Here is a 14,031-nt window from a genome sequence, read left to right on the forward strand (position 1 = left end):
CCCGGGCCGCAACGTCCCGTCCCGCCCTCGCCACGCCGGGCTCGCACCTATGACCACTGGTGTGCGACTTTCCGGCGACGGAACAGCGTGACGGCACCGGCCGGCGTACGGAGCCGGAGAGCGGGCGACCGCCGCACCCGGTGAGCGCACTTTTGTCAGGTGGAGCGAAACTTCTGCCAATCGAGACGAAGCTTTGCCTTCGTCCGGAGGCAAGGGTAAGGTCGCGATTCAGATAGAGGGTTGCCCATCCGTCGATCAGCCTGCCGCCGCCCGCACCGGGTCGCCGCGCTCCGGCCCACACGGGTCCGGGCCGCACCCGCGCACCGTCCCTCACCGTCCAGCCGGAGTCCGCCTCCGGCCGGTTCGGCGCGCCCGGACGGCGGCAGCCGGTCGACGCCGCAGACGGCACACCAGCCGTCAGGAAGGGACCACCACCATGGATCACCAGACCAACGAGCCGGTGCCGCCAGTGGCGTCCGAGCCGCTCAGCAGGCGCGGAGTGCTCCGCGCCGCGACCGTCTCCGCCGCCGCCGTCGGCACCGCCGGCCTGCTCACCGGCCCGGCCAGCGCCGCACCGGCAGCGCACTCCCCCGGCCGCCGCCGGGTGCCGGTGGACCGGATCAGCATCCAGCTCTACACGCTGCGCGACCAGCTCGCCGCCGACCTGCCCGGCACGCTCACCGCCCTTCGGCGGATCGGCTACCGCCGCGTGGAGCACGCCGGCTTCGTCGGGCGTACGGCCGCGCAGTTCCGCGCCGCACTCGACGCGGCCGGGCTGCGCTCCACCTCCGGGCACGTCGGCATCCCGCAGCCGTTCGACGCCGCCACCTGGGAACGCGCCCTCGCCGAGGCGAACGTGGTGGGCTGCAAGAAGGTCGTCCACCCGTACTTCGGCCGCGACGCGCAGGGACGCCCGATTCGGGACCCCGCCGTCTACCGTGCGCTGGCCCGGGACCTCAACCAGGCCGGCAGGCTGGCCGAGCGCGCCGGGCTGGACTTCGGCTACCACAACCACCAGCTGGAGTTCGTACCGCTGACCAACGGTTCGACGGGCTTCGAGATCCTCGCCGGGCAGACCGACCCCCGGCTGGTCCACTTCGAACTCGACCTCTACTGGACCTGGCGGGGCGCGCACGACCCGGTCGACGTGATCCGGGCCAACCGTGGCCGGGTCCGCCAGGTGCACGTCAAGGACCTCGACGTCGAGGGTGGCTTCGCCGACCTCGGCGACGGCGTCATCGACTTCGGCCGGATCTTCGCGCACGAGCGAGAAGCAGGCATCGAGGAGTACATCGTGGAGCGCGACGACGCGGGCACCCCGCCGCGCGCCCCCGCCGACGCCCTGGACACCGCCCGGGTCGGCTTCGACTATCTCGCCTCACTCCGGTACTGACCACCACCTCGGGGGACTACCTGATGAACAGGACCGCTTTCGTGTCCGCCCTGCTCCTGGTGACGGCCGGCCTGGCCGCACCGACGGCAGCGGCGGCAGCTCCCGCAGCGCCGCCGGACAGCAGCTTCCAGAAGGTGACGCTCAACGACTTTCCCGGCGAGCCGATGAGCCTCGCCGTCCTGCCCGACCTGCGCGTGCTGCACACCTCCCGCACCGGTGAGGTCCGCATCCACGACCCGCGTACCGGGCTGAACACCCTCGCCGCTGACATCCCCGTGTACGAGCACGACGAGGAGGGGTTGCAGGGGGTCGCCATCGACCCGAACTTCGCCAAGAACAAGTGGGTCTACCTCTACTACTCGCCGCCGATGAACACCCCTGTGGACGACCCGGCCACCCCCGACGTCAACGAGGGTGACGCGCCGCTTGTCGGCACCGAGGCCGACTGGCAGCGGTTCCGAGGCGCGCTGCGGCTGTCCCGGTTCAAGCTCGAGGGGATGAAGCTCAACCTCAGCACCGAGCAGCAGATCATCGACGTACCCACCGACCGTGGGATCTGCTGCCACGTCGGCGGTCAGATCGACTTCGACAGCAAGGGCAACCTGTACCTGTCGACCGGCGACGACACGAACCCGTTCTTCTCCGACGGCTACATCCCGATCGACGAACGGGCCGACCGCAACCCGGCGTTCGACGCCCAGCGCACCTCGGCCAACACCAACGACCTGCGCGGCAAGCTGCTGCGCATCAAGGTGAAGGCCGGTGGGGGTTACACGGTGCCGGCCGGCAACCTCTTCAAGCCGGGTACGGCGAAGACCCGCCCGGAGATCTACGCGATGGGCCTGCGTAACGCGTTCCGGTTCGCCGTCGACCGGCGCACCGACAACGTGTACCTGGGCGACTACTCGCCCGACGCGTCCTCGTCGAACCCTGAGCGCGGGCCCGCCGGGCACGGCCGGTGGATGCTCATCGACAAGCCCGCGAACTACGGCTGGCCGTACTGCGTGACGCCGACGATCGCCTACCGCGACTACGACTTCGCGACCGGCCAGTCCGGCCCGAAGTTCAACTGCAAGCGCCCGGTCAACGACTCGCCCCACAACACGGGCAAGCGGCAACTGCCGCCGGTGGAGCAGCCGGAGGTCTGGTACCCGTCCGCCGCGTCGGGTGAGTTCCCGCAACTGGGCACCGGTGGCATCGGCCCGATGGGCGGCCCGGCGTACGACTACGACGGGACCAGCACGTCGCGGACCCGCTGGCCGGCCTACTACGACGGGGTGCCGCTGTTCTACGAGTGGACCCGGGACTACATCAAGGAGTTCCGACTCGATTCCGACGGCGACGTCAAGGACATCCGGTCGGTGGTGCCGTCGATAGTGGTGGACAACCCGATGGACATGGAGTTCGGCCCGGACGGGGCGCTCTACGTGCTGGAGTACGGCGACGGCTACTTCGCCGAGAACCCGGACGCCCAGCTGTCCCGGATCGACTTCGTCCGCGGCAACCGCACGCCGATCCCGAAGATCAGCGCGACCCCGACCGCCGGGCAGGCGCCCTTGACCGTGGCGTTCTCCAGCGCCGGCACCACGGACCCGGACGGCGACCGGCTCAGCTATGCGTGGGACTTCAACGCGGACGGCTCGGTGGACAGCACCGAGGCGAACCCCACGTGGACGTTCCAGGAGAACGGCTCGTACACCCCGACGCTGAAGGTGACCGACCGCACCGGCCGGTCGGCAGCTGCCACCCTGCCTCTGCTGGTCGGGCCGCGGGCGCCGGTCGTCGAGTTCGTCGCTCCGGTGGCCGGGCAGCCCTTCCAGTTCGGGCAGACGGTCGCGTACGAGGTGCGGGTCACCGACGACCTGCCGGTGGACTGCTCACGGGTGAAGGTCACCTACGTGCTCGGCCACGACGAGCACGGACATCCGCTCTCCTCGGCTACCGGATGCTCCGGGACCATCGCCACCTTCGTCGACGGTGGGCACGGTGGGGCCGACAACCTGACGGCGGTCTTCGTCGCGGAGTACACCGACGCGCCGACCGATCCCGGTGTGCCGGCGCAGACCGGTACGGCGACGGTCGTGCTGGATCCCGACCCGGTCGCGGGCCTGGCCGGCTGACCGACGCGGATTGACGGTGGCGGCGGCCCGGAGCACTCCGGCCGCCGCCACCGAACGTCACGCCACTCCACCCGTCCGCCGCTCAACCCCAAGCCACCGCCGGACAATCCGCCCCGGTCGAGTCGCCCAGGGTCGGCGCCCGCTCAGCCCCAGCCGCTGTCGACGTGGTTGTCCCGCCAGCGCCCGCCCACCGGCGGGGTGTCCAGCAGCATTCCGTCGTCGGCGTTGCCGGCGAGGTCGTTGTCCTCGACCCGGCAGTCCACGCAGCTGCCCCGCTCGGTGATCCACAATCCGTGGGTCTGGGTCTTGTCCTCGTGGTTGTCCCAGATCCGGTTGCCGCGGATGGTGGCCGAGTCGAACGCCGCGTCGATGGCGATGCCGGCCCGCCGCTCGGGTGCCGTGGACAGCTCGTATCGGCAGCCCGGTGGTGGGACGTCGCCGCTCCACGCACTGATGGCGTCGGGGCGTACCGGCGCGAGGACGAGCTCCTCGCCGGTGTTCGAGGCGACCACCGCGACGGACCGTCCGACCCGCAGGACCTTGCCCCGGTGCCCGTCGGGCGGCCAGTCGGCGGTCCGGTCCACCACGGACCGCTCGGCGTAGCGCACAGCCTCACCGGCGCCGGTGGTGCCGGCCGCCCGCTGCTGACCGTTGTTGCGGATCCGGTTGTTCAGCACCACCGCGTCGGTCATCGGATGGTCGATCCGGATGGCGTCCAGCCCGTTGTTCCAGAAGTCGTTGCTCTCGATCACCACGTCCCGGACCGGCCCCGAGTAGCCCTGCCCGAGGTCGTGACCGTGGTAGCCGTTGCGCCCGTTCCCGCTGATCCGGTTACCCCGGATCGAGTACGGGCCGGGGCTGTTGCCGATGCTGACCCCGTCGCGGATGTTGCCGTCGACGACGCAGTCGCTGAGCAGCCCGCCGCGTCCGGCCACGCCCGCCGTGCCCTTCGCCGAGACGTCGAAGCCGGCCTCCAGGTTGCCGGTCATCGTGCAGGCGGAGACGATGAGACCGTCGGCGCCCCAGTCGGAGATGCCGAACCTGTTGCCCTGGCTGTGGCAGCCGACGATGCGGTAGCCGCGCGGCGGCGTCCAGTAGTCCTTCTGCAGCTCCAGGAAAATACCGTTGGTGCCGTTGGCCACAGTGGTGCAGTTGGCGATGGTCAGCCGCTCCATGTCGCCCCACCCACCGATGCCCACGCCGATGCCGGCACCGCCCATCTGCTCGCCGTTGTCCAGCCGGCCGCAGCCGACCACCACGCAGCCGTCGATCAGGCTGTCCTGGAGGAAGTCGCAGCCCAGGCCGGTGGCCGCGGTGTGGTGGATGAAGAGGTTGCGGAACACGCCGCGCACCACGTACTGAAGGCCCAGGCCCTTGGCGAGGTAGTTGTACTCGGCCATCGCCACACCGGACCCGTCGATCTCGAAGTCCGCGAACGTGCAGTCGGCGATGTGCCGGTCCCGGTCGGCGCCGTGTTGCAGGGTGGTCCAGAACGCCAGCGGGGTGGGGTCGGTCCGGTTTCCCTCGTTGCTGAGCAGGAACCGTGTCGCCGCCGGGCCCGCGCCGATCAGCGAGACGCCACTGCGCCACGCCGTGCCGGCGTCCCGGATCGAGTAGATGCCCGGCGGGCAGTAGATGACCCGCGCGCGGCCGTCCGCCGCGTAGCCTGCGCCCAGGCGGTCCACGAGCGCGGCCAGCGCCGGCTGGTCGTTCGTCTCGCCGTCGCCGCGCAACCCGTACTCCCGCGCGTCGCAGTACAGCGGCGCCCCGGCCGAGGCGGGTCGTCGTTCCCGGACGACGTTGGACAGCACCTCGTACGTCACGGACGGGCTCCCTCCGACGCTCTGGTGCACTCCGGCGGGGTCGACTTCCCGATCCGAGGTCCGGGAAACCTCTGGCACGCGGCGGCCCCGGCGCCCGCACAGGGCGGGGCCGGGGCCGGGGGTACGTCGTATCAGGTGGCCGCGATCAGCAGCGCCGGGCGCTCCACGCAGTCCGCGACGTGCCGCAGGAAGCCACCAGCCACCCCGCCGTCGCAGACCCGGTGGTCGAAGGTGAGGCTCAACTGGGTCACCTTGCGGACCGCCAGTTGCCCGTCGACGACCCAGGGCTTGTCCACGATCCGGCCGACGCCGAGCAGGGCCGCCTCGGGGTGGTTGATGATCGGCGTGGAGCCGTCCACGCCGAACACCCCGTAGTTGTTGAGCGTGAACGTACCCCCGGTCAGCCGGGCCGGCGGCAGCGTTCCCGCCCGCGCGGCAGCGGTGGTGGCCGACAGTTCGGCGGCCAACTCGGCGGTGGTGAGCCGTTGGGCGTCACGCAGCACCGGCACGAGCAGCCCTCGGTCGGTCTGCGCGGCGATGCCCAGGTGCACCCCGGCGGACTGGACGATCCGCTGCCCTTCGGTGTCGACCCGGGCGTTGAGCTGCGGGAACCTGCGCAGCCCGCTGAGGCAGATCCGGGCCAGCAAAGCCAGGATGCTCACCGGCGCGTCCGGCGTCGCCGCGTTTATCGCGGCCCGGGTCTCCAGCAGGCCGGTGGCGTCCACGTCGACCCAGATGGTCACCTCGGGGATCTCCCGCCGGCTGCGGGACAGCTTGTCCGCGATCACCTTGCGCACCCCGGTGAGCGGGACGACCACGTCGCCGTCCCCGGCGGGGGCAAGGGCGACCTGCGGGTCCGGCGCCGCGGCGAGCCGGGCCGCCGGGGTGGTGAGCGCCGCCTCGACGTCGGCGCGACGGATCACACCACCGGGTCCGCTGCCGCGTACCGTGCTCAGGTCGACTCCACGGTCCCGAGCCAGCCGCCGCACGATCGGCGAGATGACGAGCGCCGTGCCGGCCAACGCGGTGCTCGCGGTCGGGCCGGCGAGCGCGACGACCGGCGTCGACCCCGCGTTCGCCGGCGCGTCGGCGGCGACCGGGCCGGCGCCGTCCGTCGGGCTGCTCCCGACGGCAGTGTCAGCCGCGCCCTGCGGGGCGTCGGTCGGCTCGGGCGCCACCGCCAGCCTCGGGCGACGTCGGCGGCGGGTCGCGCCGCCGTGCCCGGTGCCGTACCCGATCAGGACGTTGCCGGAGCCGGCCCGCTCCTCCTCGCGGTAGGTGGCGTGCCCGGCCGGCTCGTCGCCGTCGCCGTCCAGCGGCGCGATGGTGATCAGCGGCTGGCCGACCGGACGGACCTCACCGGCCGCGCCGTGCAGGGTCACCACCCGTCCGGCGTACGGGCAGGGCACGTCGACGACCGCCTTGGCGGTCTCCACCTCCACGACGCTCTGGTCCACTGTGACCACGTCGCCCACTGCGACACGCCACTCGACGATCTCCGCCTCGCTCAGCCCCTCACCCAGGTCGGGCAGGAGGAAGACCTGCGTGCGCTCGACTGTGGTCATGCCGCCGCCCAGCGCGCGTCCGGCTGGTCGTCCCACTGGAGGCGGGCCACCGCGTCGAGCACCCGGTCCACGCCGGGCAGGTGGGTGTGCTCGAGCATCGGCGCCGGGTACGGGATGTCCAGCCCGGCCACGCGCAGCACCGGCGCGTGCAGCGCGTGGAAGCAGCGCTCCTGCACCCGGGCGGCGATCTCCGCGCCGACACCCGCGAAGCCGGGGGCCTCCTGGATCACCACGCATCGCCCCGTACGGCGTACCGATGCGGTGATTGTGGCGTCGTCGAACGGCACGATGGTACGGACGTCGACCACCTCAAGGTCCCAGCCCTCCTCGCGGGCGGCCTCGGCAGCCTCCAACGCCACAGGCACCGCCGGCCCGTACGCCACAAGTGTGGCGTCGCGTCCCGGCCGGCGCACGACGGCCCGGCCGAACGGCTCGGCGCGCGTCGGCAACTCCGCGTCGGCGCTGGCGAAGTAGAGCTTCTTGGGCTCCATGAAGACCACCGGGTCGGGGTCGTCGATCGCCTCGCGCAGCAGCGAGTACGCGTCGGCCACCGTCGCCGGGGTGACGACCTTCAGCCCGGGGGTGTGCGCGTAGTACGCCTCGGACGAGTCACAGTGGTGCTCCACCCCGCCGATGCCACCGGCGTAGGGCACCCGGATGACGATGGGCACGCTGAGCGCGCCGCGGGTACGGTTGCGCAGCTTCGCGACGTGCGAGGCGATCTGCTCGAACGCCGGGTACGCGAACGCGTCGAACTGCATCTCGACGACCGGCCGCAGCCCGGACATGGCAAGGCCCACGGCGAAGCCGACGATGCCGGCCTCGGCGAGCGGAGTGTCGAAGCAGCGCTTCTCGCCGAAACGGGCCTGGAGGCCATCGGTGATCCGGAAGACGCCGCCGAGCTGGCCGACGTCCTCGCCGAAGACGACTACCCGCTCGTCGGCCTCAAGAGCGTCGGCGAGTGCGGTGTTGAGCGCCTTCGCCATCGTGGTGGCCATCAGGCGGCACCGTCCTCGTCGTTCGCGGCGGCCAGTTCGGCGCGCACCTGCTCGCGCTGCTCCACCAGTTGCGGGGTGGGCTGGGCGTAGACGTGGTCGAAGAGACTCAGCGGGTCGACTGTGGGCTGGATGTTCATCCGGGTCCGCAGGTCCGCCGCGTACGCCTCGGCCTGCTCGGCGATCTCGGCGACGGCCGCGTCGTCGAGCACCCCGCGCGAGCGCAGGTAGGTCTCCAGGCGGGCGACCGGGTCGCGGTCGCGCCAGGCGTCGACCTCGGCGCCGTCGCGGTAGCGGGTGGCGTCGTCGGCGTTCGTGTGCGGCTCCATCCGGTACGTGTGCGCCTCCACCAGGAACGGCCCGTTGCCGGCGCGGGCGTGCGCGACCGCGCGGGTCAGTACGGCGAGCACCGCCACCGGGTCGTTGCCGTCGACCTGCTCGCTGGGCACCCCGTAGCCCACGCCCTTGTACGCGAGCGACGGCGCGGCGGTCTGCCGGGACAGCGGGACGCTGATGGCGTACCTGTTGTTCTGGACGAAGTAGACGACCGGTGCCTTGAACACGGCGGCGAAGTTGATGCCCTCGTGGAAGTCGCCCTCGCTTGTCGCGCCGTCACCGATGAAGGCCAGCGCCACGGTGTCGCGCCCCTGGTACGCCTCACCGTGCGCCAGACCGGCGGCGTGCACGCACTGGGTGGCGAGCGGGGTGCACTGCGGTGCGGTCCGTACCTCGGTCGGGTCGTAGCCGCAGTGCCAGTCGCCGCGCAGCAGCGTGAGCACCTCGACCGGGTCGATGCCCCGGGCGACGAGCGCCATCGACTCCCGGTAGGTGGGGAACACCCAGTCGGTGTCGCGGACGGCGAGCACGGCGGCGACCTGGCAGGCTTCCTGGCCCCGGGAGGACGGGTAGACGGCCAGGCGGCCCTGCTTGGTCAGCGCGGTCGCCTGGGTGTCGAACCGGCGACCGAGGACCATCCGGCGGTACAGCTCACGCAGCGCCTCCACTGGTGGCTCCGGATAGTCGGTGCGGGCCGGCAGCGGTGTGCCGCGCTGGTCGAGCAGGCGGACCGGCTCGGCGTCCGGCAGCAGCGGGCGGGCCGGGTCGGGCGGGGTGACCGTCCGGCGGGTGCGGGGGGATGCCCTGCGGACCGCCTGGGGTGTGGTCGTCACGGCGGGACCTCCTGGGACGTGTGGTGGGCCTATGCTTCCCCCTAACGGATGATTGACTCAAGATCCACGCAGAAGGCGGGACGATTGGCATGACAGGGGCCCACCAGTGAGCCAGGAGGCCACCGAGGACGCCGGCCGGGCGGCGGGATCGGGACGATCGGTCCGCGCCCTCGACGACGTGGACCGGCGGATCCTCGACGAGCTGGTCCGTGACGGCCGTACGTCGGTCCGCACCCTCGCTGAGCGCATCCACATCTCCCGCACCAACGCGTACTCCCGGGTGGAGCGCCTGCTGCGCGACGGGGTCATCACCGGGTTCCGGGCCCAGGTGGCTCCCGAGGCCGCCGGGCTCGGCACATCGGCGTACATCGCCCTGACGATCGAACAGAACACCTGGCGGGAGGTCTCCGCGGAGCTGGCCCAGGTGCGCTACATCGAGCACGCCGCGCTGCTCGGCGGCGACCACGACGTGCTCGCGCTTGTCCGCGCGCCGGACAACGCCGCGTTGCGGGACCTGGTGCTGGGCCGGGTGCAGAGCATCGCCGGGGTGCTGTCCACCCGCACCTGGTTGGTCTTCGAGGAGTTCGACGGAGCCGGCAGCCCCTGGGCCTGACGTGTAAGGAAGGGCCCCCTACTAACGCCTGGTGTCTAATAAGGGGCCCTTCCTTACCGCTCGGGCGGGGCTTCCAGCCCTTCGCGGTCGGCCAGCTCCAGCAGTGGCTCCAGCGAATGCCGGTCGCCGTCGAGACCGGCGTGCGGGTCACCCCGCTCGGCGAACCGGGCCGGCATCGACAGCACGTCGAAGTCCTCCGGCCGGGCGTCGTCCAACTCCTCCCAGGCCAGCGGCGCCGACACCAGCGCCTGCGGCGTCGGCCGGATCGAGTACGCCGAGGTCACCGTGTGGTCACGGGCCATCTGGTTGTAGTCGACGAAGACCGGGCGGTCCCGTTGGTCGCGCCACCAGGTGGTGGTGACCAGCTCCGGCAGCCGGCGCTGCATCTCCCGGCCCAGCGCCAGCACCGCGCGGCGGCACTCGCCGAAGCTCCACCGCGGCTCGATCGACAGGTAGACGTGCAGGCCACGCCCACCGGTGGTCTTCGGATAGCCGGTCAGCCCCAGCTCGGCGAGGAACGCCCGCACCTCCCGGGCCACCGGCACCACCTGCTCGAAGCCGACCCCCGGCATCGGATCCAGGTCGATGCGCAACTGGTCGGGGCGCTCCACGTCGGCGGCGGTGACCGGCCACGGGTGGAACCGCAGGGTGCCCAGGTTGACCGCCCAGATCACCACTGCCAGCTCGCTGGGCGCGACCTCGTCGGCGGTACGGCCACTGGGGAAGGTGATGTGCGCGGTGCGCACCCAGTCGGGAGCACCAGCCGGCAGCCGCTTCTGGTAGAAGGCGTCACCGCGGTTGGTCTGCCGGGTGGCGATCGTCGCGCCCTCGAAGACGCCGCGCGGCCAGCGTTCAAGCATCGTCGGCCGGTCCCGCAACGCGCGCAGGATGCCGTCACCCACCGCCAGGAAATAGCGGACCACGTCGAGCTTGGTCAGCCCGCGCTCCGGAAAGTACGGCTTGTCGGGGCTGGAGACGCGGACCAGCCGCTCCCCCACCTGGATCTCCTGCGCCGCCGTGGCCACGCCCCGAGGGTACGACGCCGACGGCCGGCCGGCGGGCTACCGCCCCGGGACCAGCGTGGCGCGCTGCTGCGGCAGCTCCTGCGTCGGGCCACCGACCGACACCTCTGGCGTCGAGGGCGGCTCCTCGGCCACCGCGGTCTGCTGCTCGACCGGCACCTTCTGCGACGACCGTCGTGCCACGAAGCGCGGTGTCCAGTCCTTCAACCGCAACGCCGGCTGCTCGACGAGCTTCCAGGACACGAACGCGGCAGCGAAGGCGGCCGCGACCGACATCGCCGCGAACGGCACGTACCCCCAGCGGCTCCAACCCAGGCTCGCCATCACCTGCTGGAAGATGAACCCGTAGATGTAGATGCCGTACGAGTAGTCGTTCTTGCGGCCCACCCAGTGCACCTGGCGCGGCATCCGCACCGACAGCCAGACCAGCAGGTACGCGAACGCGGGCAGTCCGATGACGAAGAAGCCACCGAAGAGCAGCGACAGCCCGAGTGCCAGCGCCGACCCGATGCCGAGCGCGTCGTTGATCGGCACCCGCTCCCGGTAGAGATCGAGCGTCGCGCCGAAGGCGAACAGGAAGCCCAGGTAGACGATGTAGTGGAAGCTCATGACGCCCACCAGGGGCGAGTCGAACGTCCAGGCAGCCGTCGATGCCGGGCCGCTCACCCGACCGGAGCTCACCCAGTCCTGGAGGATGCTCAGGTAGAGCGCGACGGTCAGGAAGAGCACGAACCGGCGGGCGTTGCGCAGCACCGCAGTCACGGCAAGCACGCCCACCACGACGTAGCAGAACATCTCGTACTTGAGCGACCACAGGGCGCCGTTGAAGACGCTGGAATTGCTCTTCTCACCCCACGGGGTGGTTTCCTTGAGCAGGTCCTGGATGCCGTACTGGCGGACGCCGGTCCACCAGTTGGCCTGCAGGTAGGCCAGTGGGCCGCCCCGGTCCCAGGCGTTGTCGAAGAAGCCGCTCGTGGTGCCGTGCTCGCGCAACGCCACGAGCGGGGCGACCACCAGCGCGGTGATCAGCAGGCAGACCCAGAGGCCGGGGAAGATACGCAGGGCCCGGTGCCACGCGTAGCGGATGATGCCGGTACGCCGTGCGCTGCGGGTGATCAGCAGACCGGAGAGCACGAAGAAGCCGTACACGGCCATCGTGCCGACGTTGGTTTGCCGACCGGTCAGGTGGTAGCCGAGGTCGTTCGCGCCGAAGCCGAGCGGCTTGGAGTGCGACAGCACGACGCCCACCGCGAGACAGAGTCGGATCAGCCCGATGCCGTTGCTGCGACCGGAGAGCAGGTCGGCAAGCGTGCCACGGGAGCGGAGGAGGGCGGGGGTAGTCATGCGGCCAGGAACCTCTCGACCATCAGGCGGGCACTTCGGCGCCGGCGTGCTCCCACAACTGCTTCATCTCGGTGTGCAGATCATCGCTTGGCGACCAGCCGAGCAGCTCGGCGGCCAACCCGACGTCCAGCCGCTGCCAGGTCGTCTCGGCGGGGCCGGGGCGTTCGGCCTCGACCAGGTCGGTCGGGACTCCACTCACATCGATGAGGAGCTGGACCATGTCACGCGCGCTGGCCGCCACTCCCCGCCCGATGTTGATCACGTGACCGGCGACCTGCGGTCGAGTCGTGGCCAGCAGCACGGCCGCGACGACGTCACTGAGCCCGACGAAGTCACGGCGGGAGCCCAGCGGTGCCAGCTCCAGCCGGGCGCGCTCACCGGCCCGCTCGGCGTCGCGCAGCTTTCCCACGACCACGCCGAGCAGGCTGTGCCCGGGCTGGCCCGCGCCGATGACGTTGCCGACCCGCAGCGTGACGCCGTCGACGAGGCCACGCCGGTCGGCCTCGGCGACAGCCGTGGTGCAGCGCAGCTTGAACTCGCCGTACGGCATCACCGGAGCGGCGGGCAGGTCCTCCGGCATCGAGGTGTCCACCGGGACCAGCCCGTACTCGTGCACGCTGCCGAGCTGGACCACCCGGACCCGCCGGGGCAGCCTGCCGGCGGCCTCGATGAGCCGCTCGACAAGCGTGACGTTCACCGCGAGCATCTGCGCGTCGGTGAGCCCCCACATCCCACCCGCGGCGTTGATCACCACGTCGGGGTCGAGCTCGCGCAGCACGTCGGTGATCTCGTCGACGTCGGCGGCGGCCAGGTCGAGTGCGCGGACCGCCACCCCCGGACCGAGATCCTTCGGCTGGCGCGCGACGGCCACCACGGCATGCCCCTGGTCGGCGAGTGCGCGGCAGATCGGGCGACCGAGGAAGCCCGTACCGCCGAGCACCGTCACCCGCAGGGACGAGCCGGCATCCTCGGACGGAACTGCTGACGTGGCTGGCACGGCGTACCCCTGGGTGTCGTCGCTCATCGGCCCGGCCCGAACGCGTGCCGGGACAGGCTGCGCACACCGGTCATCGTGCCCGACCGGACCGCCGCCGGCAGCAGCGTGATGGCGTGCAGCCGGGACGAGGTGTAGCGGCGGGCGGCCCGCGCCGCCCGGGGCCATCCCTGCTCGTCCATCCGCCGCGCGACGTCGACGAAGAACGCCCGCGCCTCGGTGAACCGGGAGCCGGTGACCGCGTCGGCTGCGGACTTGCTGACCGTGTGCCGCCGGTACTGGAAGCACAGGGTGTTGTCGACGGCCATCTGCTCTCCCCGCTCGATCAGGTCGATCACCAGGGCGAGGTCCTGGATGACCTGGAACTCGTCGCGGAAGTCGACGGCCTTCAGCGCGTCCGTCCGCCAGCAGATCGACGGGAAGTAGAACCAGCAGCCGCGCAGCAGGCTGGCCGCGAGGTCTTCGCCGCCCATCAGCTGCCGGGACTCGACCTTGGGGGCGTAGAGCCGCCGCTTGGCCTCGTCGACGATCGTGTTGACCACGGTGCCTTCGGCGTCGATGATCTCGACCCCCGGCTGGATCATGCAGACGCCCGGGTACTCCTCGATCACCGATCGCACGGTGGCGACGTAGTTGGGGTGCATGATGTCGTCAGTGCCCATCATCACCAGGTACTCGTGCTCGGCGAGGCCGACGCACTTGCGGTAGTTGCTGGTGACCCCGAGGTTGCGCTCGTTGCGCTGGTAGCGGACCCGCTCGTCGGCGATGCCCGCGAACCACTCCGGCACCCCCGGCTCCTGGCCGTCGTCGACCACCGTGAGGCGCCAGCCACTGTCACTCTGCGCCATCACGCTGCGGACGGCCGCCTGCATGAGGGGCACACTCCCGTAGTACGGCAGCATGATGTCGACAATCATCGGTGCGCGGGCCTAACTGTGCGTGGTGGAAGTGCGCGACAGGCGCGGGCCACATTATCAGGCATCGCGCTCGGAT

General features: G+C 71.5%; 11 protein-coding genes. 3 read left to right on the forward strand and 8 right to left on the reverse strand.

Annotated elements, in window-relative coordinates; translation table 11 throughout:
* Positions 1-436 precede the first annotated feature (436 nt).
* Both F4558_RS10740 and F4558_RS10745 read left to right on the forward strand, forming a co-directional pair.
* The gene (locus F4558_RS10740) at positions 437-1,393 is read left to right on the forward strand and encodes a sugar phosphate isomerase/epimerase family protein (RefSeq protein WP_167943931.1); all 957 of its coding nucleotides are present in this window, start codon (positions 437-439) and stop codon (positions 1,391-1,393) included.
* Positions 1,394-1,416: 23 nt separating this feature from the next.
* Positions 1,417-3,513 (forward strand): PQQ-dependent sugar dehydrogenase, encoded by a 2,097-nt coding sequence (locus F4558_RS10745; RefSeq protein WP_167943932.1) that lies wholly within the window; start codon positions 1,417-1,419, stop codon positions 3,511-3,513.
* A 143-nt stretch (positions 3,514-3,656) separates the two neighbouring features.
* On the opposite strand, the gene F4558_RS10750 is transcribed toward F4558_RS10745, so the two are convergent.
* From F4558_RS10750 to pdhA, 4 genes are all read right to left on the reverse strand, one after another.
* A complete protein-coding gene (locus F4558_RS10750) occupies positions 3,657-5,336 on the reverse strand; it encodes a right-handed parallel beta-helix repeat-containing protein (protein ID WP_053660110.1) in 1,680 nt (559 codons plus the stop codon).
* 131 nt (positions 5,337-5,467) lie between these two features.
* On the reverse strand, positions 5,468-6,901 hold the full coding sequence (locus F4558_RS10755; protein WP_376767510.1) for a dihydrolipoamide acetyltransferase family protein: 1,434 nt from the start codon (positions 6,899-6,901) through the stop codon (positions 5,468-5,470).
* Positions 6,898-7,902, reverse strand: coding sequence for an alpha-ketoacid dehydrogenase subunit beta (locus tag F4558_RS10760; RefSeq protein WP_197281645.1), 1,005 nt, complete (start codon positions 7,900-7,902; stop codon positions 6,898-6,900). The genes F4558_RS10755 and F4558_RS10760 overlap by 4 nt, the downstream gene beginning before the upstream one ends.
* Positions 7,899-9,098 carry a pyruvate dehydrogenase (acetyl-transferring) E1 component subunit alpha gene (gene pdhA / locus F4558_RS10765; RefSeq protein ID WP_370469218.1) on the reverse strand — a complete coding sequence of 400 codons (1,200 nt, stop codon included), beginning with the start codon at positions 9,096-9,098 and terminating at the stop codon, positions 7,899-7,901. The genes F4558_RS10760 and pdhA overlap by 4 nt, the downstream gene beginning before the upstream one ends.
* 145 nt (positions 9,099-9,243) lie before the next feature.
* Between pdhA and F4558_RS10770 the strand changes: the two genes are divergently transcribed.
* Entirely contained in the window at positions 9,244-9,678 is a 435-nt protein-coding gene (locus tag F4558_RS10770; RefSeq protein WP_376767592.1) for an Lrp/AsnC family transcriptional regulator, read from the forward strand.
* A gap of 53 nt (positions 9,679-9,731) precedes the next feature.
* On the opposite strand, the gene F4558_RS10775 is transcribed toward F4558_RS10770, so the two are convergent.
* The 4 genes from F4558_RS10775 to F4558_RS10790 are packed head-to-tail and all read right to left on the reverse strand — an operon-like array spanning position 9,732 to position 13,955.
* Positions 9,732-10,703 carry a DNA polymerase domain-containing protein gene (locus tag F4558_RS10775; protein WP_053659949.1) on the reverse strand — a complete coding sequence of 324 codons (972 nt, stop codon included), beginning with the start codon at positions 10,701-10,703 and terminating at the stop codon, positions 9,732-9,734.
* 36 nt (positions 10,704-10,739) lie between these two features.
* Positions 10,740-12,044 carry an acyltransferase family protein gene (locus F4558_RS10780; RefSeq protein ID WP_053659948.1) on the reverse strand — a complete coding sequence of 435 codons (1,305 nt, stop codon included), beginning with the start codon at positions 12,042-12,044 and terminating at the stop codon, positions 10,740-10,742.
* A 22-nt stretch (positions 12,045-12,066) separates the two neighbouring features.
* Positions 12,067-13,068: an NAD-dependent epimerase/dehydratase family protein gene (locus F4558_RS10785; protein WP_167943935.1), complete on the reverse strand. Its 1,002-nt coding sequence runs from the start codon at positions 13,066-13,068 to the stop codon at positions 12,067-12,069.
* Complete coding sequence (locus F4558_RS10790) at positions 13,065-13,955, reverse strand: glycosyltransferase family 2 protein (protein WP_053659944.1); 891 nt, start codon at positions 13,953-13,955, stop codon at positions 13,065-13,067. Before F4558_RS10790 ends, F4558_RS10785 begins: the two co-directional genes overlap by 4 nt.
* Positions 13,956-14,031: the final 76 nt, after the last annotated feature.

This window comes from Micromonospora profundi (assembly GCF_011927785.1).
GTDB classification, from domain to species: domain Bacteria; phylum Actinomycetota; class Actinomycetes; order Mycobacteriales; family Micromonosporaceae; genus Micromonospora; species Micromonospora profundi.